This window comes from Bordetella tumbae, assembly GCF_054780995.1.
Genome location: NZ_BAAGVG010000026.1, coordinates 89,900 through 113,068, shown reverse-complemented (window position 1 = coordinate 113,068; position 23,169 = coordinate 89,900). Strand labels below are relative to the sequence as shown.

General features: G+C 58.4%; 15 protein-coding genes and 1 tRNA gene. 7 read left to right on the top strand and 9 right to left on the bottom strand.

Annotated elements, in window-relative coordinates; translation table 11 throughout:
• Positions 1 to 18: 18 nt before the first annotated feature.
• From ACYVI2_RS28250 to ACYVI2_RS28240, 3 genes are read right to left on the bottom strand one after another with little or no spacing between them, the layout of a single operon-like run.
• On the bottom strand, positions 19 to 1,680 hold the full coding sequence (locus ACYVI2_RS28250) for a hydantoinase B/oxoprolinase family protein (RefSeq protein ID WP_415819191.1): 1,662 nt from the start codon (positions 1,678 to 1,680) through the stop codon (positions 19 to 21).
• Entirely contained in the window at positions 1,680 to 3,695 is a 2,016-nt protein-coding gene (locus tag ACYVI2_RS28245; protein WP_415819192.1) for a hydantoinase/oxoprolinase family protein, read from the bottom strand. The genes ACYVI2_RS28250 and ACYVI2_RS28245 overlap by 1 nt, the downstream gene beginning before the upstream one ends.
• Before the next feature lie 58 nt (positions 3,696 to 3,753).
• A complete protein-coding gene (locus ACYVI2_RS28240) occupies positions 3,754 to 5,091 on the bottom strand; it encodes an NAD(P)/FAD-dependent oxidoreductase (RefSeq protein WP_415819193.1) in 1,338 nt (445 codons plus the stop codon).
• Between the two features lie 309 nt (positions 5,092 to 5,400).
• Between ACYVI2_RS28240 and ACYVI2_RS28235 the strand changes: the two genes are divergently transcribed.
• Positions 5,401 to 5,491: transfer RNA gene (locus ACYVI2_RS28235), tRNA-Ser, on the top strand.
• A 53-nt stretch (positions 5,492 to 5,544) separates the two neighbouring features.
• On the opposite strand, the gene ACYVI2_RS28230 is transcribed toward ACYVI2_RS28235, so the two are convergent.
• From ACYVI2_RS28230 to ACYVI2_RS28215, 4 genes are all read right to left on the bottom strand, one after another.
• Positions 5,545 to 6,816 carry a putative Na+/H+ antiporter gene (locus tag ACYVI2_RS28230; protein ID WP_415819194.1) on the bottom strand — a complete coding sequence of 424 codons (1,272 nt, stop codon included), beginning with the start codon at positions 6,814 to 6,816 and terminating at the stop codon, positions 5,545 to 5,547.
• Positions 6,817 to 6,994: 178 nt separating this feature from the next.
• Complete coding sequence (locus ACYVI2_RS28225) at positions 6,995 to 7,744, bottom strand: 3'-5' exonuclease (protein ID WP_415819195.1); 750 nt, start codon at positions 7,742 to 7,744, stop codon at positions 6,995 to 6,997.
• A gap of 2 nt (positions 7,745 to 7,746) precedes the next feature.
• Positions 7,747 to 9,624, bottom strand: a complete 1,878-nt coding sequence (locus ACYVI2_RS28220; RefSeq protein ID WP_415819196.1) for a DUF294 nucleotidyltransferase-like domain-containing protein — start codon at positions 9,622 to 9,624, stop codon at positions 7,747 to 7,749.
• 84 nt (positions 9,625 to 9,708) lie between these two features.
• Positions 9,709 to 11,349, bottom strand: coding sequence for a BCCT family transporter (locus ACYVI2_RS28215; RefSeq protein WP_415819197.1), 1,641 nt, complete (start codon positions 11,347 to 11,349; stop codon positions 9,709 to 9,711).
• Between the two features lie 216 nt (positions 11,350 to 11,565).
• Between ACYVI2_RS28215 and ACYVI2_RS28210 the strand changes: the two genes are divergently transcribed.
• From ACYVI2_RS28210 to ACYVI2_RS28185, 6 genes are all read left to right on the top strand, one after another.
• A complete protein-coding gene (locus ACYVI2_RS28210; RefSeq protein WP_415819198.1) occupies positions 11,566 to 12,513 on the top strand; it encodes a LysR family transcriptional regulator in 948 nt (315 codons plus the stop codon).
• A 182-nt stretch (positions 12,514 to 12,695) separates the two neighbouring features.
• On the top strand, positions 12,696 to 13,667 hold the full coding sequence (locus tag ACYVI2_RS28205; RefSeq protein ID WP_415819199.1) for a tripartite tricarboxylate transporter substrate-binding protein: 972 nt from the start codon (positions 12,696 to 12,698) through the stop codon (positions 13,665 to 13,667).
• A 33-nt stretch (positions 13,668 to 13,700) separates the two neighbouring features.
• Entirely contained in the window at positions 13,701 to 15,149 is a 1,449-nt protein-coding gene (locus ACYVI2_RS28200; protein ID WP_415819200.1) for a sulfatase-like hydrolase/transferase, read from the top strand.
• A 168-nt stretch (positions 15,150 to 15,317) separates the two neighbouring features.
• Entirely contained in the window at positions 15,318 to 16,670 is a 1,353-nt protein-coding gene (locus tag ACYVI2_RS28195; RefSeq protein WP_415819201.1) for a Fic family protein, read from the top strand.
• A 76-nt stretch (positions 16,671 to 16,746) separates the two neighbouring features.
• A complete protein-coding gene (locus ACYVI2_RS28190; RefSeq protein WP_415819202.1) occupies positions 16,747 to 17,946 on the top strand; it encodes a multidrug effflux MFS transporter in 1,200 nt (399 codons plus the stop codon).
• Between the two features lie 42 nt (positions 17,947 to 17,988).
• Positions 17,989 to 18,639: a hypothetical protein gene (locus tag ACYVI2_RS28185; RefSeq protein ID WP_415819203.1), complete on the top strand. Its 651-nt coding sequence runs from the start codon at positions 17,989 to 17,991 to the stop codon at positions 18,637 to 18,639.
• A 7-nt stretch (positions 18,640 to 18,646) separates the two neighbouring features.
• On the opposite strand, the gene ACYVI2_RS28180 is transcribed toward ACYVI2_RS28185, so the two are convergent.
• Positions 18,647 to 19,591: a response regulator gene (locus tag ACYVI2_RS28180; RefSeq protein WP_415819204.1), complete on the bottom strand. Its 945-nt coding sequence runs from the start codon at positions 19,589 to 19,591 to the stop codon at positions 18,647 to 18,649.
• A complete protein-coding gene (locus ACYVI2_RS28175; RefSeq protein WP_415819205.1) occupies positions 19,585 to 22,983 on the bottom strand; it encodes a hybrid sensor histidine kinase/response regulator in 3,399 nt (1,132 codons plus the stop codon). Before ACYVI2_RS28175 ends, ACYVI2_RS28180 begins: the two co-directional genes overlap by 7 nt.
• Positions 22,984 to 23,169 lie beyond the last annotated feature (186 nt).

Sequence of the window (23,169 nt, the reverse complement as noted above, 5' to 3'; positions counted from 1 at the left end):
GCAGGAATGAGACCAGAATCAGGATGTATATCCGTACGCGGCGCGGGCAGTCTCTGGCGTCAGCAGGCCCGTGACCAGATCTTTATGTATCGCGTCGCGCGACCGTTGCGAGGGCTCGCCGTAGCCGGCGCCACCACCGCAGAACAGCTCGATGACGTCGCCTTTTTTCAGCCATGTCGACGATTTCGACGAGACCTCGAATTGCTCTGATCCTCGGTGTACTGTGCACCTGCCCAATTGCGCAGGCGTACCGCCAAAGAGGCCGGACGGCTGGATGCGGAAACGATCTGCGTACAGCTCCAGCTTCACATCGTCACGAAGCACCTTGTAGTGTCGAGAGAATCCCGAGCCGCCGCGTTGTGCCCCGTGGCCGAATGAGTCCGCTTCGAGTCTGTGTGCGATGACCCGGATGAAGTCGTGCTGCGCATCGAGCGCCTCGATGGGAGTGTTGCTGCAGTTCGACAGGGGCGAATCTACGGCGTCGCAGCCATCGGCTTGCGCGGATGCGCCGTATCCGCCACCGAAGATTTCCAGGCTGATGTGATAGCCCGCCGAGTCATGGCGAGAGAAGCAAATCACGGCCGTGGTGTCGAATCCGGACGCAATCACGCGTTCTGGCAAGGCCTTGGCCAGCGCTTTCATAATGGCGTTGAACGCACGATACGCGGCCTCCATACGCGCCCTGACGGGGGCTGGGTGAGTGGGATTCAGCAGCGTGCCGGGTGGGACATGGATGTGTATAGGACGCTTGATGCCCTCGTTGTAAGGGATCTCGCTCTCGGATGCCACGGATTTCACGACGTTCAGTGCAGCAGAATGCGTCGAGGACAGCGGGCAATTCACATTGCGCATCACCTGATCGCAGGTGCCAGTGAAATCGATGTAGATCTCATCCCCACGAACCTCGACCTTGACCTTGACAGTCAATGGGGCGTCGTTCGTACCGTCATCGTCGACGGCGTCTTCGCCGTAGTAGACGCCGTCAGGGATCTGAGAAATCGCGTGCCGCATGCGACGCTCGGAATAGGCCACGAACTCAGTCATCACCTCGCACACGGCATCTACGCCGTACTTTTGGCAGAGAGCCCGTACACGGTCCGCACCGATGGCATTGGCCGAGTGCTGCGCGTTGAAGTCGCCAATCGTCAAATCCGGTACGCGCACATTGGCTGCGACCAGCCGTTCGAATGCACCGCCATTCCAGTCACGATGCATATTGTATTTTGACGGTGGAATCCTCAGCCCTTCCTGAAACACGTCGGTAGCGCTGCTGTTTAACCCTGGGCTGCCGCCGCCTAGATCCAGGTGATGCGCCACGCTGGCGCCAAAGCCGATCACTTTCCCATCGACAAATATGGGCGTAAAAATAAAGACATCGGGTAGATGCTGACCGCCTTCGAACGGGTCGTTATTGATAAAGAAATCGCCTTCCTCCAGAGTGTCGATTGGATGGCGTTCCAGGCATGGTTTGATCGTCATGCTCATGGGGCCCAATTGCATGGGAATCAGATCTGCCTGAGCGACGACATTGCCCGCTGCATCCAGCAGCGCCGACGCACCGTCGCGCGCCTCGCGCAGTACCGTTGAATAGGCCGAACGGATCAGTTTGGCGCCCATCTCGTTGGCGGCGGCGTGAAGCGCCTGGCTGATCACCGCGTAGTCGATTGCTGAAACATTCATTACGCTTTCCTCGTCAGAATCAGGTTGTCACTGGTGTCCAGCGTGCTGGACCAGCCGGCAGGAATCAGGACCGTGGTGGTCACCCCTTCTATGACAGCGGGGCCGTTCAGCGGCTCGCCCACACGCAAGGCGCCCTCGGCGACCCGGCGGCAAACGTGCCATGCTCCATCGCCAAATAACTCGGTGTCGGGGATCGGATGGGATGCTTGCTGCTCCCGCACGAGGTGGGGGATCTTGGCCAATGGCTTTCTGGCCGATACGCGCAAACTGATGACTTCGATCGCCCGATTGGATTTCGCGCCATGGAAATAGATACGCTCATGCGCTTCCAGAAAACGTGCACGCAGCATGTCATCGGATAGCGCCTGCAGATCCTCGGGGCTCAGGTCTACGGCGACCTCAAAGGCCTGGCCGACGAAACGCATATCCACGCTCACTTTCCATTCATATGGCGCAGCGAGACCGATCTCGGCAAATTGCGCCGACAACGTATCGCTGAGCTGTTGAATGCTCGATGCCAGCGGCTCGATCGCCTCGGGCGTCAGTCTCACTTTGTGGGTGCGGCTTTCGAACTTCACGAAATCCGAAGCAAGCAGACCGTATGCGGAAATCACACCGGCATTGGGGGGAACGACGACCTTGTCCACGCCGAGGTCGTCCGCTACCCGGCAGGCATGCAGGGGGCCTGCGCCGCCGAACGGGACGATGGCATAGTCACGAGGATCGCGTCCACGTTCCGTCGATACGAGCTGAATGGCGCGTACGATATTGGCGTTGGCCAGTTGGATGGCTGCCTCGGCGGTGGCTTCGATGCTCAACGAGAGTTTGTCGGCCAAGGGTTTAAAGGCCTGTCGTGCCGCCTCGCGGTCGATTCTGATGTGGTTGCCGAGCTTGATGTCGGCTCGGATCGTGCCGCAGACCACGTGCGCATCCGTCACCGTCGGTTGGGTGCCTCCTTTCCCGTAGCAGACCGGACCAGGGTTGGCGCCAGCGCTGCGCGGCCCGACGCGCAACATGCCGCCATCATCCATCCAGACGATGCTGCCGCCGCCTGCACCGACGGTGGCGATATCCAGCACGGGAGTGCGCACGGGCAGACCGTCGATCACCGTCTCTGTGCTCATGCGAAACTCACCGTTCTCGATCAGCGACACATCGGTGCTGGTGCCGCCCATATCAAAGGTAATCAGGTTCGTGAAGCCTGAGCGGCCCGTCTGGCGCGTGGCGCCTACTACCCCGGCTGCAGGGCCCGAAAACAGCGCCGATACCGCATTGCGGCCCATCGCGTCCGCCGGCAGGCGGCCGCCGTTGGACTGCATGACAGAGAAATTCCCTTTGAATTGCTGCTCTGCGAGCCAGCTCGAAAATCGTTTCAGATAGCCGGCAATCACGGGTTGTACGTAGGCTGACAGTGCGGTCGTGCTAGATCGCTCATATTCGCGGAATTCATTGACGACATCGGTCGAGATCGTCACCGTGGCTTCAGGCAGATATTCGGTCAATATCGCCGCGACGCGTTTTTCGTGTGCAGGATTGGAGAAGGCGTTCAACAGGCAGACGGCAATGGCGCGGTACTCGCCCCGCTTTAGCTCGGGAATCAAGCGCTGGGTCAGATCGGTTTCATCCAGCTCGGTGTCGATAGACCCGTCGGCCAGCATGCGCTCGATGACCTCGAAGCACGACTCGCGACCCACCACACTGGCTGGGTTTGCATAACGCAGGTTGTAGATGTTGCGCCGATCCTGACGCTGCAGCAGCAACATATCGCGGAAACCCGCCGTCGTGACGAATGCAACACGTTCGCCCTTGCGCTCCAGGATTGCGTTGGTTGCCACGGTGGAGCCGTGCGCAAAATCCTCGGTCTGCGAAATGGGCAGTCCCGATTCGATGACCGCGTTGAAGGCACCTTGTTCTGGCGCGTGAGGGGTACTGGGGACTTTGGTGATCGTGACCGAGTCGCCATGAAAGGCAACCAGATCTGTGAACGTACCACCCACTTCTACACCGACTCTCATAACACTTTCCTCATGTATTCAACGGCAAGGATGCAAGGTGGGCGCCTAGGCGCCAGCTTTAGAACAAATCACGGATCTTGAAATACTGCACGGCAACCGCGATGTATAGGCGGTGCAGCTTGTGCAGCGGAATAGGGCGGATTGGCGTTACCGAAAATGGCAGCGCGGCACCGTTATCAAGGCGCAGATGATCGGCGATGGCCTGACCTATCGCGGTGGTCAAGCCCACACCACGACCGTTGCAGCCCAGTGCAATCGTGATGCCGGGGGCAGGCTGGTGCAGATGCGGCATGCTGTCGCGCGTCATGGCGAGTCTGCCTGACCATCGGTAGGGCAGGGAAACCCCTGTCAATTGAGGAAAGGTGGCTTCCAGCGCGCGGCGGATGTGCTGATAATCCTGCACCCCTTGCCGAGAGGGCTGGTTGCCGCGTCCTCCGATGATCAAGCGGCCCGCGGCATCCACGCGGTAATAATGCAGCAGCCGGCGAGCATCGGACACGACCTGTTGTTCGTGCAAAATGAGCGAGCGCAGTTGCGCGGGCAGCGGGTCCGTCGCAACCTGTGAGCTGACCGCGGGAACGATCGAGGTGCGCAGCCGTGGCCATAATTCGTCGGTATAGGCATTGGTGGCCAGGACGATCTGGGGCGCGCTCACCGATGCGCCTTGCTGGGTGATGACACGCCAGTCGCGGCCGTCGCGTTCGATGCGCGTTGCCGCGGATTGCTGGAATACGTGTGCACCCTGTTCAATCGCTGCACTGGCCAGGCCCAATGCATAATTTAACGGGTGCACTGAACCAGCCCGCCGGTCTATCCAGCCGCCGCGATAGAGACCCGGCGCGCAGCCGATCATCTGCGTAATGGCCGGGCCATCGAGCAATTGCGCGTTGGCGCCGCGCGCGATCCATTGTCTGGCCCGTTGCTCCGTTGTGCGCAACATCGAGTCGTTGTGTGCGCCTTGAATCCAGCCCTGACGTATGGCATCACATTGAATGTTGTACCGCGCTACGGTGTCGAATACCGCGTCTGCCGTTGTGGATGCGAATGCAATGATGTTTTCGGCCTGTGCCGGGCCGAATAGCGAGGTCAGCTCGGCGGGATCGTATTTGAGTCCGGGGATGACTTGGCCGCCGTTGCGGCCGGAGGCGCCGAAACCCGGCGTGGCGGCTTCGAGCACTGTGACATCGACGCCGTGACTGGCCAGTTGCAGTGCGCAGGCTAAACCTAAATAACCGCCGCCAACCACGATGACGTCAGCGCGACGGCTGGCATCTAACACCGGAAGAGCAGGTGTTGCATTTGCGGTGGCCAACCATAGTGAATGCCGGGTGTCATGCTCCACCAGCTGCGAAGTCGCGCTTGGTGTGACGGCGGGATGTAGCGTGAGGTTCTGCATACAACGAGTAGGTCCTGGTTGGCCCATGGGGCGGGGGACGACTGAAGCTGAACACTGCAATTGACGCTACTTTAAATTTCATTGCAATGGTATTGCAATACATATTTTTAATATCGCATATCGATATTGTTGTGGTGTTATTAGATTTATGTGGTACATGCGGTTAGCGGCCCTGTCCCGGGAGTTATCACCCGCTTGAGTCGGGCGGGGCTTCGCTTTAGCGCGCCGTCTGCATTTCTGCTAGAATCGCGGATTCGCGTTGTGGCCAGCTTCTTTGAGGCGACTCGGCTGCAAGCGTGTCCAGAATCAGGACAGGTGGCCGAGTGGTTGAAGGCGCACGCCTGGAAAGCGTGTATACGTGATAAGCGTATCGGGGGTTCGAATCCCCCTCTGTCCGCCAGAAATACAAAAGCCCTTGAGCATCTCAAGGGCTTTTTTCACATCACTCCAAACTCACAATAGCAGCAGGGCCGCCGCCGCTACCACTGTCGGTATCAGTGCTCCCAAGAGCAAACCGCCTGCACTGACGGTTTCGTCAGAAAAGCCGCGCTTGAGCAGTGCGACGCCGGCGGGGTTCGGTGCATTCGCAATAACGGTCAGCCCACCGCCGGCAACGGCCCCTGCCATGAGCATATATTTCGCGTCGTCGGACATTCCCTCGATCAATGATCCGAGGTAAGTCAGGGCGGCATTGTCCGTAATAGCCGTCAAGCCTAGAGAGCCGAAGAACAGGGCGATGGGTTCGAGACTCGATACGACGGGTTGCAGCCACCATTGCTGCATCCCCCCTAGCACCACAAGACCCGCGAGAAAGAAGCCGACCAATAAGGCTTCTTTGATAATGAGGGCACTCTGATGGCGCTCATAGGCGTGAGTAAACCCCAGGAAAAGGAGAAAAATTCCCAAGAAGGCCACCGGGTGATGGGCAAGCATGACAACGGCCGCCAACGTGGCAAGGTGTATTGCGACCACAGACACCGGTACGGGCTTGGTATTCGACGTGGTGCCGGAGCTCAAGGCCACGTTGTCGATGTGCGTGCGGACGGCGAGCGTCGCGATGGTCGCATTCACAATAACAGCCAATGCCGACTTCCATCCGAAGTTGGCGAGCATGAATGCAGAGTCCCATTGCCACGTGCTGGCCACCATGAGAACAGGCGGCGCGGCATATGACGTCAGTGTTCCACCGATCGACACGTTGACAAAGAGAACGCCTAGCGCGAGGTACTTGGCCCCATTTGGCATTGCAGGCCTGAAAATCTGCGGAGCGAGCATCAGTGCTGCAATCGTCATCGCCGCAGGTTCGGTGATGAGCGAACCCATTAGCGGTACGACGGCCAGTCCCAACCATGCTGTCGCCACAGAGGTACGGACAGGCACCATTCGCGCGATCGCATTGATCATGGCCATGACGGTTTGCAGTATGGGCCGCGAGGCCGCTACCACCATGACGACGAATACAAATAATGGTTCGGTGTAGTTGCGCGATTCAGCGTACGCTAATGCTTCGCTGCCGCCCATAGTCAACGCCATGAATGCGATGAGAATGGCAGCCCAGAATCCAAAGACGATTTCCACTTCGCCTAGCAGATGAAATAAGCCGGCGTGGCGCGGGAAACGATGAGAGAGCCGTTCAAATTGCTTGGCAGCGAACGTATGGAGCAGGGCCACTGCAAAAATAATAGCGGCTGCGACTTCAAAGAAAGAGGAAGTGGTGTCTTGCATGGTCGAAGTTACTCCGCGCGGCGGCCCGACCTGCGCGTTAACCTGCCCAGCAAGTGAAGTTTGCTTGACACCCAGCAAGCGAGTGTATCAAAGTGGCCGCGTTTTACCAAAGCCAGGGCACGCAAATACGCTCGGGGATGCCGTGAGCAAGTTCATGCCGAGGAACAAAGAATGCCTCTCAACGCCACAGCTCGCGCAGTAGGGTTTGTGGTGAAAATCTGTGTGCGACTTGTGCCTGCAACAGTTCCGCGCTGGCCAATGCGTCAGTCAACGCATGGTGGGCGCGGTATCGCGGCAGCCGGTAGCGTGCGCGGCTGGGCGCAAGCCGGATGGAAACTGCTTGCGTTCGCCTGCCTATCAACCTGGAAAACAGGGTGGGCGGTTTGCGGTGCAGCCGCGCTTCGAGTTCCATGGTGTCGATGACCGGAAATTCTATGCCTTCGCCGATACGTGTCATGAGTGCCGCATTCAGAAAACTGCGTTCGATGTCGCGGCAATGTACGACGATGATGCGGCCCGCCAGCATCTGCAGCAAATCATCGAGGATTGCCTCCAAATCTGGAGCCTCCTCGATCTGCGAGTGAGTGATGGCGTGGATCGTTATCGATTCCGATGTCAGTTCTGCCTTGGGGCGTACCACCCAGTAACGGGACGCACTTGCCTGAATGCGCGCCAATGTCATGGGGACGACGCCGATGCTGACGATTTCGTCATGCGAGGTATCGAGACCGGTAGTCTCCACGTCGAGAGCAACAAGGGGGACGCTATCCAAGGGGCTGTCGCCGGACGGCGTGCCCTGTGCGTAGAAGGCCTTGAGGCGAGCGTCGCGAGCCGTTTCGGTCAACTCCGAAAAGTGTCGCGGCCAGTCGTGCACAAACGTGGTGCGGCGGGCATCCTGCTCAGTTCGTAGGTTTCCCAGGTGCAGCATTTTTAATTGGACCGTCCCGGCTGATAACGGTACTTAAGGTATTTCTGCGCGTTGCTCAGTATCAGGAACGCGTCGCGTAGACTCTTGCGTTCGAAGTCCGAAAGTTTTTCGGGTTCTACGCTGTTATCGGGCTCATTGCCTGCAGTCAGTTCATCAGCCTGGACTCGCGCCCTCACCATGGTGATGAACTCCAGAGCATCGTACATATCTTGACCTCGCCCCAGCGGCAGGATCGCAGCATCGATGATCTCGCGCAGTCGATCAAATGAATTGAGTGCCGGCGAGCCGATTGCCAGGGCATGAACGCGGATCAGGTCAGTCAATGGGCCGGTACCGCGGCGCTTGATGTTGATGGCGTGCGTGTGGCGGCCATCGGATTCGACGACGAAGTCCTTGAAGAAACCCAATGGAGGTGTGCGCAGCAACGCATTGCGTGCCATACACGCGAGGAATCGAGAGTTCCCCTGGGCCTTGCGCGCAATCATCTTGCGCAGACGCACTGCCCATTCCGTGCGGCCCCATACGCCATCGAGGTCAAAAAATATGCCGGCGTGAAGCAGCGATTCGGGAGTTGGACGTTCGATCCAATCGGTGAAGAGGCGCTCCCATGTTTTCAACGGCTGACGCCATTTTTCATTGGTCGCCATGACGCCGCCTGTGCAGTACGAATAGCCGCAGCGTGCCAACCCATCGCTGACGAAGGTGGCGAGCGCCTTGAACCAGGCGTCATGCTGGACGGGATCAAAGCGGTCGTCCACGATGAGGGCGTTGTCCTGATCGGTGACGATGAGCTGTTCCTGGCGAGCCATTGACCCCAGCGCCAGAAAGCAATAGGGCACAGGGGGCGGGCCGAGCTCGGCCTCAGCGAGTTCCAGCAGACGTTGTTTCACGGCGCGCCCAATCGCAGTCATCGCGCTGCCTACCATGTGGGCGCTGGCTTCTTCAGCGACCATGCGGGTGAAACAGGCTCGCATGTCGGGCACTAGTGCCGCCAGTTCATCCGTATTTTGCGCGCGGAAGATGCTTCCAACTACGAAAAGACTGTTGCGTGACTCATAACGGATGATGTCCGACAGCGCGATGATACCGAGCGGACGCTGGTCCTTCATCACTGGCAGGTGATGCACGTTATGGCGCAGCATCGCCAGCATCGCTTCGAATATGACTTGATTGTGCGACACCGTTACTACATGGGGTGTCATGATGTCGGCCACTGGCGTGTCGTGAACCAAGCCCGGCGCAAGCAGCCGCGTACGCAGGTCGCGGTCGGTAAGTATCCCGGACAGCAACGGCAGACCAGGAATGTCGGGATTGTCATCGACGATCAATAGCGAGGACACGCCTTCTTGTGTCATGCGTTCGGCCGCTTCGCGCGCGCTGGCCTGGCGGCCCAGGGTCACAGCCTCGCGCGTGACCAGAGTGTCGACGGTCGCCGACAGCAGATCATTGGCATCCTCGCGGCGCGACATGACTTGCCGCAACCGGGTGCGGTCCTCGATCTCGACGTAATCCGCGAACGCCTCATTGTTATCGAATAAATCGAGAAATACTGACTGCGGAATCAGATAGATCAGCGAGTCTTCCAGTGCACGTGCCGGAAAACGAACCCGGCCGTGGCGCAACAAGCCGAACTCTCCGAAGTATCCGCCAGATGTCAGGCGGTTATACAAGGTTCCAGTGCGTCGAAAGACTTCCACTGCGCCGCTGCGTACGACATACCAGTACTCGGAGGGCTGTCCGAACTCCACGATCTGTTCAGCTGCCTTGTAGTAACGCACGTCGACGGCCGCGGTCACACGCTCCAGTGCTTCGTGCGGCAAGGCATCGAAAGGCGGGTGGGAGCGGAGAAAATCGAAGATTTCAAGCTGCTCGATCTGCATGATTTCGATACGAGGAGGGATGCGTGACTGTGTCGATAGCTTGAGGGCAAGGGCGTTGCGTGCTACCCCGCCCTCAGGCTTTTCTTAGCGCCGTGGTTCCGACATCAGCCCCTTGATGATCGCGAGCGTTGCTGCGAGCAACACGATGGCAAATGGCAGCCCGGTCGATACCGCCATGGCCTGCAAGGCCACCAGCCCGCCACTGAGAATCAGTGCGATGGCCACGAGCCCCTCAAACACGGCCCAAAACACGCGTTGCGGGACTGGGGCATCGACTTTGCCGCCAGCGGAGATGACGTCGATGACCAGGGATCCAGAGTCGGAAGAAGTGACGAAGAACACCACTACCAGTATGATCGCGATGAAGGAGGTGATCTCTTTCAACGGCAGCGCATCGAGCATCATGAACAGCTGCAGCGGCAATTCTGCATCGCGCGCAGCCTCGTAGCCGTTGCGCACGACTTGCGAGATCGCCGTTTCGCCGAATACTGTCATCCACAAGGTGCACGCCAGCGAAGGCACAATCAGCACCGAGATAATGAATTCGCGCACGGTGCGGCCGCGCGAGACTCGCGCGATGAACATGCCGACAAAGGGGGACCAAGAGATCCACCATGCCCAGTAAAAGGCGGTCCAGCCCTGGAGGAAATTAGTGTCTTCCCTCCCTACCGGGTTGGACAACGCCGGCAGATACTGCAGATAGGCGCCGAGGTTCGAGAAAAATCCACTGATGATTTCCAGCGTCGGTCCAACGGCGATGACAAACAGCAACAGCAGTAATGCCAGCGCCATATTGATCTCGGACAGGCGCTTGACCCCCGCATCCAACCCTGCGACAACCGAGAACAGCGCGATGCCTGTGATGACGACGACCAGTACGATCTGAACGGTGATGCCCTGAGGAGTGCCGAACAGGAAGTGCAGGCCTGAACTGGCCTGCGACGCGCCAAAGCCCAACGAGGTGGCCAAGCCAAATAGCGTGGCCAGTACGGCGAGGATGTCGATGACATGTCCTGGCCAGCCCCACACGCGCTCGCCCAGCAGTGGGTAGAACACGGAGCGGATCGTTAGTGGCAGTCCCTTGTTGAACGAAAACAGCGCTAGCCCGAGTGCCAGTACGGCGTAGATGGCCCACGGGTGCAGCGCCCAATGGTAGATCGTGGCCGCCATACCCAGGCGGGTGGCTGCTTGTGCATCGCCGGCTGCGGCACCAAGGGGAGCCCAGTCGGTCCGGATGCCGTCGGTCATCTCGATGCCGCCAAACGCGGTGCCGAAGTGTGTCAAGGGCTCGGAGACACCGAAGAACATCAGCCCGATACCCATGCCGGCGGCAAACAGCATCGAGAACCAGCCTAGATACGTATAGTCGGGTTTTGCTTCCGTTCCTCCCAATCGTACCCGGCCTAGCGGCGAGAAGGCGACGATCAGGCACACCAGCACAAAAATGTTGCCGGCTACAAGGAAGAATCCATCGAGGGTCGATGTCAGCCAGTCCTTCATCCCGCTGAATAGCGACTCGACTTGATCGTGAAAACCCAATGTCAATGCGACGAACAAAATCACCAGTCCGCCCGCAACGCCGAATACCGGGTTGTGGATATCGAGGCCGAACGGCCCGACGTTAACGATGATGTTGTCCTGACCGACCTGATAATCGGTATCGATGGGATTGACTTCTCCATCGGGAATCATGGGATCTTTCTTTTCTGGGCGTTCTTCCGTCATCCACATTTCCTTGAAGTTACCTGGAATAGGGCGGACTCATTCCGCGAGGCATGTAACGCGCACGATAAAGGACTTGCTGCTCGGCGGCAACCCGCTGGCCATGCTGGCTCAGGATAAGCTGCTACATTTATCGTCTTGCTGATCGAGCATTATGCGAATGCACTCCATGACACTGGCCCGCCACACGATAAGGGAAAAGGTTCTCGGTGGATTGCGATGACCCCACGCCAATTACGTTATTTCCTGGAAATCGCTCACAGCGGCAGCCTGTCGCTAGCCTCCACGGTGTTGCGTATTGCGCAGCCTGCCTTGAGTCAGCATGTGGCGGCGCTTGAGTCGGAATTGGGTGTCGTCTTATTCGAGCGTCATGCTAAAGGCGTTGCCTTGACGGCTGAGGGCAAGCGTCTGCAACTGCGCGCAACGTCGATTCTCGATCAATTGGAGTCGCTAAAGGAAGACGTGCTGGGGCTGTCCGGCACACCCCGAGGCCCTGTGCGCATATGTATGGCGAGATCGCTGGCGCAGATGCTTGCGGCACCGCTCGTGCGGCATGTGGAACAGACTTATCCCGAGATTCGCCTGGTGTTGTCTTCCGCGTTGTCCAGCGAGATGCGGTCTGCCGTGGAATCGCGTCAGTTGGATGTGGCGCTGATGCCCAATGCGTTCGAGTTGCCGGGCTTGTATTGCAAACCGGTGTATGAGGAGGGCTTTTCTCTATTCGGTGTCGAGGCGATGTTCGATCGCCTGGGTAAGACAATCGCGTTTTCTGCCATCGGGCAACGCCCCTTGGTGGCTCCTAATCGTGATCATGACTTGCGTAGATTGATCGAACGCACGGCATTGGATCTGGGTTGCACGCTGAATGTGAAATACGAGATCAATGATCCTGTATTGAACTTTGCGCTGGTGAGGGACGGCATGGCGTTCGCGATTTTGCCGGACAGTGCGGGATGGGAGTTGATGCGTGGCGATCCGGGTATGGGAGTACGGCGCATCGTGCGTCCGGTCTTGTCTCGTACGCAGTCCATCGTCCGTATAGCCCAGAGTGAGCCAGGCCGCGCGGTGCTGGCGGTTGAGCAGGGCATAGACATTGTGCTGCGCCGTCTGATCAAAGCGAAAATCCTGCGTGGCAGGCTGGCGCCGGTACTGAGCGCTGCTGTGTGAATCGCGCTGTGCTGTCGGTTCCTGCAATCGAAGCGCGCCTGTGATGATCTGCTGCGATAGCAGACGGACCTATATATAAAAAATCTTATATTCCCGGAAGATAAATAATATTTGTCTTTTATGTCTGCGTCGCCTTACGCTTGCCTACAGAAATAGACAATACGTGAGTCACGGAGACAAGTATGCAAGCACGACGCAGGCAGTTCCTGGGCGCGTTTGGCGCTGCCCTCGGCTGTAGCATGCTGCCGATACGGCAGCTTTACGCGAGTGCGCCGTTGCGTATGTTGGTGGGCTTTGCTCCTGGTGGGGCGGTGGATCTCGTCGCACGTGCACTGGCCGAAGGGATGCGCACGCAGGGTTTCACCACCATCGTCGAGAACAAGGCGGGAGCCGGTGGCCGTATCGCGGTGGACGCGTTGCTGGCGGCAGGCGGCGGTGCAAACACGGTGCTGTTGACGCCCTCGACGAATCTGACGTTGTATCCGCATCTTTATAAAAATCTCGGCTATACGCCTCATGATTTCACGCCGTTAGGCACTGCCAGCGAATTCGTTTTTGGTTTTGCGGTGGGCGCGGACAGCTCTGCCCAGACACTGCAGGATTTTCTGGCGTTGGCACAACGGGATGCTCGCGTGGCGGTGTATGGCACGCCAGGGGCGGGCACGGTCATGAGTTTCCTTGGGGCGATGCTGGCCAAGGCATCGCATGTGCCGCTGACGGCCGTTCCCTATAAAGGGGGATCGTTGGCGCTGAGTGACACCGTCGGGGGAACGTTGCCGTCTTTGATCACGACGCTGCCCAACCTGATTCCTATGCACAAGGCGGGCAAGATTCGCATTCTGGCCACGACCGGCACGGCCCCGTCTCCGAGCGTGCCGGATGTGCCGACATTTGCCGCTGCTGGATATCCGGATCTGACCATGACTGAGTACTTCACCTTGCTTGGGCATAAAGATATGTCCAGAGAAAGCGCTCAGGCCTTGAGCCAGGCGGTGATCGACGCGGTGGGTTCGATCGTTTTTGAGCAAGCGATGCAGCAACTGTATTTCCGGTGTAAGGCTACGGCATCCGAGGCCCTGAAACAGCAGCTCGACAAGGACTACGCGTTCTGGAACCAGATCGTTCAGGACAGCGGCTATACCCCCGAGATTTAAAGGGCCGATTGGCCCGAGACTTCAGGACGCACCATGAAAGGTAAGAACCTCATTGTCATCATGTCTGACGAGCATAACCCCGCATTCATGGGTTGCTCAGGGCATCCTTTTATCCTGACTCCTCATTTGGACGCGTTGGCGGCGCGAGGCGTGCGTTTTGCAAATGCCTATACGCCGAGTCCCATTTGTGTCCCGGCACGGGCGGCGTTCGCGACTGGACATCGAGTCCATCAAACCCGCCATTGGGATAACGCGATGCCCTACGTCGGTGACCCCAGCGGTTGGGGGCATGTCCTGCAACAGCAGGGCATTCGTGTCGAAAGCATAGGCAAGCTGCATTACCGCAATGAGGAGGACCCAGTCGGATTCGACGCCGAGCATATTCCGATGCATGTGGTGGGTGGACACGGCATGGTGTGGGCCTCTATCCGCGATCCTTATCTGCCGGTCGAGGGGCGCAAACGTATGCTGGGAGATCGCATCGGTAGTGGTGAGTCTACGTACACGTCTTACGATCGATCGGTGACCGGCCGCGCGTTGGATTGGTTGAGTGATGCCGCACGCCGCCGAGAGCCTTTTGTCTTGTACGTAGGCTTGGTCGCGCCGCATTTCCCGTTGATTGCGCCGCAAGCGTTTTTTGATTTATACGAGGCGCGTCAGATTCCCGAGGCGAAGCTGCATCCCAAAGGCGGCTATACGCGTCATCCTTGGGTGCAGGCCTATGCCGATTTCGAGCGTAGCGAAGAGACATTTCAGAACGAAGACGAGCGCGTGCGGGCGTTTCTGGCCTACTACGGTTTGTGCAGTTTTCTGGACAGCAATGTGGGGCAGATCGTGGACGGGCTGGATGCGTTGGGCCTGGCCGATTCTACGCATGTGGTTTACACCTCGGACCATGGTGATAACGTGGGCACCCGTGGTTTGTGGGGGAAATCCACGCTTTATCAAGAAAGCGTGGGGATCCCGATGATTCTGTCCGGGCCGGACGTGGAGGCCTCGGTGTGCAACACGCCGGTGGATCTGCTGGATTTATATCCGACGATATTGCAGGCGGTGGGCGTGGATCCTCGCCCTCAGATGGGTTCACGTCCAGGGCGCTCGCTATTTGAAGTCTCCAGAGCGCCCGACGACGCAATTCGCGCCGTGTTGAGTGAGTATCACGCCGCAGGCAGTAATACAGCGGGATTCATGCTGCGCAGAGGGCCATGGAAATATCATCATTATGTGCGTTTTGAACCTGAACTCTTTAATCTGGATGCAGACCCAGAGGAGCTGCACGATTTGTCTGCGGACCCCGAGTACGCGACGGTGTTGGCGGATATGAGGGCTGCGCTCTATGCGATATGTGATCCTGAGCACGTCGATCGGCTGGCCAAAGCCGACCAAGCAGCGATGATCGACCGATTGGGCGGACCAGACGTAGCGGGGGCAATGGGCCTGAGTGGAGCGACGCCCGCGCCCCAGGTCGAGCCGGCTGGGTGAGGCGGCATGTGCTGGCGCCAGTTGGGATAACTGCATGTGTTGCATGAGGCGTAAATGTGTCCTTTCACGCACAATACGGCTCTAATCAGCTCAGTTTCGGACTAAATCAGCCCAAAAATGGGCTGAAAATTGTTAAAATTGCCCGTATTGAGCTGATTTGGACTGATCATGGCTACCCGAGAGCAGATTTTGCAGGTGATGCACGCGCAGCCGCAGCCTGACGTGCGGGGACTCAGTTCGAATGAGATAGCCCATCGCATTGCGGTGAGCGTGTCCACCGTGAAGCGTTATCTGGATGCCCTCTTGCAGACCGGGGAGATTGTTCGCGAGGGCCAAGGGCGTGCCACACGCTATCGCGTCACTGCGTCGTCTGCAGTGAGTACGATTGCCGAGCCGATCCAATCCTATGTGCCAATGGACCCGATGGCGTGGTCCGGCGCCGGGCAGGCATTGTTGCTGGAATTGCGTCAGCCTCTTGGTGCACGTGACGTGGCGGGATATCAGCGCGCGTTCGTTGACAATTACGTGCCGAACCAGAGTTCCCTGCTGCCTCCCGTTTTAGCGCAATCGCTTTATGACGAAGGGCGCATGAAAGGGCAACAACCCGCGGGCACTTATGCGCGCAAGGTCCTGGGGGCATTGCTCATCGATTTGTCTTGGTCGTCGTCACGCCTGGAGGGCAATCGTTATTCACGACTGGACACCGAGGAACTGTTTAAAAACGGATCGGCCGGAAATGATCTGGATGCGGTGATGCTGCTCAATCACAAGATCGCTATCGAGTTTCTGGTCGATGCGGTGCCCGAATATGGCTTGACCCAGGCCTTGATTCGTAACCTGCACGCCATGTTGATGCAAGACCTATTGGTCGATGCCAGTCATCTGGGCAACGTACGCCAAAAGGTCGTCAATATCAGTGGGACCACTTACGTTCCATTGCAGGTTCCTTCTTTATTGCAAGAGATACTTGGGCTCGTCGTAGATAAGGCAAAGTTGATCAAAAACCCAATCGAGGCGGCATTTTTTCTCTGGGTGAATCTGGCTTATCTGCAACCCTTTGAGGACGGAAATAAGCGTACCAGCCGGTTGTCAGCCAACATACCGCTGATGCTCTATAACTGCGCTCCCTTATCGTTTTTGTCCGTGGAAACACCAGATTATGCCTATGCGATGATGGGGGTGTACGAGCGCTGCAATGTAGCGCTCGCCGTGGATTTGTTTGAATCCGCGTATCGACGGTCGGTCAAGAAGTATGCGATCTTACTCGATGCGATGGGCATTCCAGACCCCGTGAGGTTACGGTTCCGGGACGCCTTGACGGAGTCGGTCGGCGCAGTGGTGCGCGACAGGATGAACGTCGAGGCCGCGGTGGCTTTGCTTGGCTTGCCTGCGCCAGACATTCTGCAGTTTCAACCCATACTCTTGCGGGAGTTACAGGCATTGGACCTCTATAACTGCGCGCGCTATCGATTGACGATGACGCAGACGCGGCAATGGATCGAGGCTGGCCGTCCGCAATAATGGGCAATCTCCATCATTATTCCACTTTTGTCGGCTATCCTTGGCGGGTTCTTTACCTGCCTAAGATTGTTGATTAATGACCTCTATCCGTACCCTGACGGTGATCCTGGCCTGTCTGGCCATGCTGGGCCCGTTTGCGACTGACGCCTATCTGCCGTCGTTTTTAAGTATCGGCAATGAGTTCGGCGCGAGCCAATCCATGGTGCAGCAGACTTTGAGCCTGTATCTCGCCGGTTTTGCTGTCATGAGTCTGTTCTGGGGCACGTTGTCCGATAGCTTTGGGCGGCGTCCCATCATCATTGTCTCTCTGGTGATGTTTGGCATTGGGTCCGTGGGCTCCGCGCTGGCACCGTCGTTTGGCTGGCTATTGTTTTTTCGCATGGTGCAGGGCTGCTCCGCCGGGGCCGGCCGGGTGGTTGGGCAGGCGCTGGTGCGTGACCGCTTCCAAGGACCCGAGGCACAACGGCTATTTGCCAATATCACGATGGTCTTCAGCCTGGCGCCAGCGATTGCGCCTGTTATCGGGGGCTATTTGAATAGCCACGCGGGATGGCGATCAACCTTTGTGTTGCTGACGGTGTTCACGGTGGTGCTGATTGCCGTGTGCTGGCGCCAACTGCCCGAGAGCCTGACGCCAGAGGCACGTCAACCGCTGAAGCTGGGAACGATTCTGCGCAATTATGCGCTGGCATTGCGTAACCCCCAGTTCCTGTTCGCGATCCTCGCGGTGGGTTTTGCGTTCTCGGGGTTTGCGCTTTATATCTCGTCGGCAGCCAGCTTCATCATGGAAATTCTCCTGCTGCCGGAAACGGCGTTCGCCTGGCTGTTCATTCCGTTCATCTCCGGTATGGTGATCGGCTCGATGATCAATTCCAAGCTCGCTGGGCGAGTCGGTGCGTCGACGTTCATCCGCGTGGGCCTGATCATTATGGCATCGGGTACCGTGGTCAACGTCCTCTATAACCTGATCTGGCAAGCCACCGTGCCGTGGGCGGTGATCCCGATTTTTATCTATGCGTTGGGGATGTCGCTGGCGTTGCCGGGCATGACGGTCATGGTGCTGGGGATTTTTCCGCAGATGCGGGGGCTGGCCTCGTCATTGCAGAGCTCTGCGCAAATGACGATTTTTGCGACGGTGTCCGGGGTCGTGGCGCCGTTGCTGTTTCATAGTGCGTTGTTGCTGGCGCTGGGGATGGCCGCGAGTGCGGCGTTGTCGATAGGATGCTGGGTGGCTAGCCAGCAGATCGCCCGGCGCAAGAAATTGGCTCGGGCTTGATGCCGCGGCTGAAGGTTTTTGATTAATTTTTTAGTATCGATCATGAGTATTGCTTCGTTTGTGCGGTTATCGGGATGCCTGGCCGCGAGTGGTTTGATCATGTCTGCGTCGCTGGCCGCGACCTCTGCTGAGGACGCTGTGCGGCAGGATATCGCTGCGATGATGACGGGTCAGAAAAATCAGACTGACATCGACCGTACGGATAGGGGTGTGTTTCTGGAAACGCGTCACTGCCTCGATGGCAAACAGTCTCTGATGGAGACAATGCGCGGGCAACTGCGGGTGGACCAGGAGGATGCGTTGCTTGCGCTGTTTCAGCGCGTGCTCTGCGCGCGTTCTGATGATGGCATGGGCAAGTTGGCCGTAGCGCGGTTTGGCGACGACGTGGCCGATCCGTTCCAGACCGGGCTGGCGATGTACTCCGGGATGCTGGAGCTAGGTGAATGGCCTATCGACTGGTCGGATAGCGGCATCGGGAAAAGCCCGCGTAGCGAGGCCTTTGTTTCCATGCTGGGCTTGTCGGCAGATAGTCCGTTGTCTGCCGTATCTCGTTGGGAAGTGCTGTCGCCCAGCCATGTGCGGGTATGGTTCGGCCAGTTCAGACAAGCCCCCTCAGATACGATGACCTACGATTTCGAGTTGCGTGGCAAACGCTGGGTGTGGACGTCGGCAGTGGCGTCGACGCGGCTCTGACTCCGCACTATGCGTGATGCACGTGCTTTAGTGTCAATGCCGTAGCCGCTGCACGTGTTTCGACGCCGAGTTTTACGAAGATGTGCTCCAGGTGTTTGTTTACCGTGCGCGGCGCCATGCCGAGTATTTCTCCGATGTCTCGATTGGTCTTGCCCTTGGCCAGCCACAGCAAGACATCGGTTTCGCGAGCGGTCAGGCGATATTGTTCGGTGAGACGATGGCGTGGGTCGATGGGTAGCGGCTGTTCTTCGATCAGCAGGGTGAGCTCACCCGGCGTACTGTGCGGACGTCTGGCCAGATGCATGACCAACTGACGATCGACCCCCGGCTGGGTATAGGGGGCGATTCGATCGATCTCGGTGTGCCTCAAGGCTTCGCTAATCCAATGTTGCAGGGCGTGCGGCAGACCTGCTGCCTGGGTATCAAAGCCAAAATAAGTATGTAGCCATTGGCGTGCGCGCGCCGTTTTCCAGATCGCGTGGCCGGCCTCGTTCAATGCGATCACCGCGGTGTGGACGGCGTCGATGGCGTCGAGCGCGACGTTCATCAGCCGATGACTACGCAAGTGAGCATTCAGACGAGCCAACACCACATCGGTGTCCAGCGGCTTGGTGACATAGTCGATGCCGCCCGCTTGAAAGCCGCGCACCACATGCTGGGTTTCCGTCAGCCCTGTCATGAAGACAATGGGTATGTGTGCGGCGCGGTGATCGGCTTTCATTCGGCGGCAGGTTTCGAAGCCATCAATGCCAGGCATCATGGCATCGAGCAGCACAATGTCCGGCGTGACGTAATCGAGGCGCGCCAAGGCGGCATGGCCATCGGTGGCAACCAGTACATCATAGCCCGCATCGTCCAGTGCGTTGGACAGCATCTTCAGGTTGTCCGGCGTGTCATCCACCAGCAGCACCAGATGCTTGTCCTTGAGTTCGGTAGACATGATATTCAGCATGATTTCTGCGTGAGGGTGGCGTGATGCTGCACATGATGCTTGAGCGTGCTTTGGTATTCGCCGAGTTGGAAATTGTGCGCCAGGTCCATCAGGTGGTCGATGAGGATGGCGGCTTCAGGTTGGGTGCTGCGCACTGCCTCCAGCCGTGCGAGGATTCCTTTGACATAACCCATGGCACCGAGCTCGAGCAGGGCCTCGGTGTGATGACGCTCGAGTGCGATGCGGTGCAATTCATCTACATCCGGAGTCCGTGTGGGCGATCTGTCGAGCTCTCGCCAGCAGAGTCCCAGGTGCTGCCCGATTTTATCCAGCAGCTCGTCCATGATGACGGGTTTCGTCAGAAAGTCGTCGTGCGCGTTTTGCGTGTCGTTGGGGCCGGGGCGTGCATACGCCTTGGCCGAGAGGATGATGATCGGCACATGGATGCCGCGTGTGCGTAAAGCGCGGCAAACGTCCCAGCCTTGCATATCCGGCATCGAGATGTCCATCAAGATCAGGTCGGGCGACAGTGCCTCGACGAGCTCCAATGCGCTGACGCCGTTGGTGGCCTCATGCACGATAAATCCCAGCGGTTCCAACATCTCTCTGACGACGAGCCGCTGTGAGGCTTGGTCGTCGACGGTGAGTACCCGTTTGGGTGCGCCTTCATAGCCCACTATCTGACCCTGTGGCAGGATGCCGGTGCGCGGCGCCCGCACGGCAGGCAGGAATAGTTTCAGGGTAAAGACACTGCCTTGCCCGAGCGTACTCCTGACAGTCAGTTCGCCGCCCATGATGCCGGTCAGCATGCGGCAGATTGTCAGGCCCAGGCCGCTGCCTGTGTCGGCTTGCTCTTCACCCGCCCAACTGCGTTCGAACGGCAAAAAGATGCGTTCCAGGTCCGCAGTGGGAATACCCGCGCCGCTGTCTTCGATCTCGAACTGAGCGATATCAGAGACATGGCGTACCCGAAAACTGACATGCCCCTGTTGAGTGAACTTGACGGCATTGCTCAGCAGATTGATGAGGATCTGCCGTAGCCGCTTCTCGTCGACTTGGACGATGCGCGGCAGGTTGTCCGAGGGTTCATAGGTGAACTGCAGTCCTTTGAGTGTGACCTGTGGCCGGAACATCATGACGACTTGATCCAGGAACTCAGGTAATCGGAGTTCATGGTTTTCGAGCTTGAGTTTGCCGGCTTCAATTCGCGCCACATCCAGCAGGCCGTCGATCAGCCCGATCAGATGCTTGCCGCTGCGGTGAATCACGTCGATCGCTTCACGCCGCTGTTCCGGTAAAGCGGGATCTCGCGCCATGATTTGCGCGTAACCCAGAATACTGTTCAGCGGCGCACGCAACTCATGGCTCATGCCGCTCATAAAGCGGCTCTTGGCCAGATTGGCGCTTTCCGCCGCTTCTTTGGCGCGCTGCAGTTGTGCATCGGTTTGCTCATGAGCTGCGATCTCTCGCAGCAATAGATGCGTTTGCCGATCCGATTCCTCTTGGGCGACCTGGCGGCTTTCGTTGGTCAGTACCAGCCACCAGGCTGCGACTCCGCCGATCAGAATGAGGGCGGCAAAGAGCTTGATGAAAGCCGCCTTCAGCGTACTGATGTCAGCGCCATTGCGGGTGTAGGTCACGGCCTCTTGAAAATACAGCAGCGCCATGATTGAGGCCAGGAGCCCTGCCATGACGCCCAGGATGATCAAGTAGTGCGTCAGGCGCGAGTGAAAGAGTGGCGTCATGGGCCCGGGAAAAATGCGCCGTAGCGCAGCGCCCAATTGATCTTGAGCGCGCGATTCCGATTTACAGCGATCATGGCAGCGCGCGTCCAGCGTACAGCATAGCGAGCAGATGGCGCCGTTGTAGGCGGGACAATGCGCCATGTCGGGTGGTTCAAAGGTATTGGCGCAGATGACGCATTTCGACTCGAGCGAGGGCGTTGTGCCGGGCTGGCGAGCCAGGTTGTAGCGTCCGCGGGTTCTCCAGGCAATCAGCGGCGCCGCGACGAACGTGATCGCCAGTGCAATGAATGGCGATAGTGCCTGAGCCAGTGCGCCAAAGGCCCCGCCGAAGGCCAGCAGCGATATCGTGAGCGAGATCATCATGCTGCCCACGCCGACAGGGTTGATGTCATACAGGTACGCGCGCCGGAACTCGATGTTGGCCGGACTCAGGCCCAGGGGCTTGTTGATGACGAGATCGGCCACTAGCGATCCGATCCAGGCCAGCGCCACGTGGGCAAAGATCGCGAGCACATGTTCCAAGGCGTCAAAGACACCCAGCTCCATGAGGCCAATGGCAATCATGACGTTAAAAACCAGCCAGACGACGCGGCCGGGATGGCTGTGAGTGAGACGGGCAAAGAAGTTGGACCAGGCCAGCGAGCCCGCATAAGCGTTGGTCACGTTGATCTTTACCTGCGAGATGACGACAAAGACCGCCATGGCGATCAACGCCAGACCCGGCGTGGAAAACACATATTGATAGGCGACCCAGTACATGTGTGTGGGGTCGGCGGCTTTTTCCATGCTGACGCCGTGACCCAACGCCAGGTAGGCAAGAAAGGCGCCGCCCAGCATTTTGAGTGCGCCGGGGACGATCCAACCCGGGCCGGCACAGAGCAGGGCGCCCCACCAACGCCATCGGTTCGCGGGTGTCTGCTGTGGCAGAAAGCGTAGAAAATCGATTTGTTCGCCGATTTGCGTGACCAAGGATGCGGCAACGGCAGAGCCTGCGCCAAACAGCAGAATATCGAAATGGCCGTTGTCGCGGTGGTGGCCCGCGAAGCTCAGCAGCCCGTCCAAGGCCTGCGGTTCTTTGAACAGGATAAAGGCGTAGGGCACGATCAACAGGATCAGCCAGATTGGTTGCGTCCAGTTTTGCAGGCGGTTGATCAGGGTTATCCCATAGGTGACCATGGGAATGATGGCCAGGGCGCACAGCAGATAGCCCAGCGTCAGCGGCAGGCCCGTTGCCAGCTCGATGGCCAGCGCCATGATGGCCGCCTCCAACGCAAAGAAGATGAACGTAAAAGACGCATAGACCAGCGAGGTCAGGGTAGACCCCAGGTAACCGAAGCCCGCGCCTCGTGTCAGCAGATCCATGTCCAGACCATGGCGCGCCGCGTAGTACGAGATCGGCAACCCTGTCAGAAATACGATGAGCGAGACAGCAACGATCGCCCAGAAGGCATTGATAAAGCCGTAGTTCAAGGCCAGGGCGCCGCCAATGGCCTCCAGCGCCAGGAACGAGGCTGCGCCACCAGCGGTATTTGCTACGCGGAACAAGGACCACTTGCGAAACGAATGCGGGGTGAACCGCAGGGCGTAATCCTCCAGCGTTTCGTTGGCGACCCAGGTGTTGTAGTCGCGTCGAACCTTGACGATGCGTTGAGAGGCGCTGGGATCCACGGCAATTTGTTCCAGATTGGACGACCGATGTAGTGGGCGACGCAGGGATCCCGGGCGCGTGAGACACGTGATATGCGTCGAATGACGTAGATACGGTTTTACCTGCAGGCGGTCGCATCGCCACTACGTCAATCAACGTATATTGCGCCGCAGCATTGGTGCCTAGTATTGCACCGTATCCCGGTT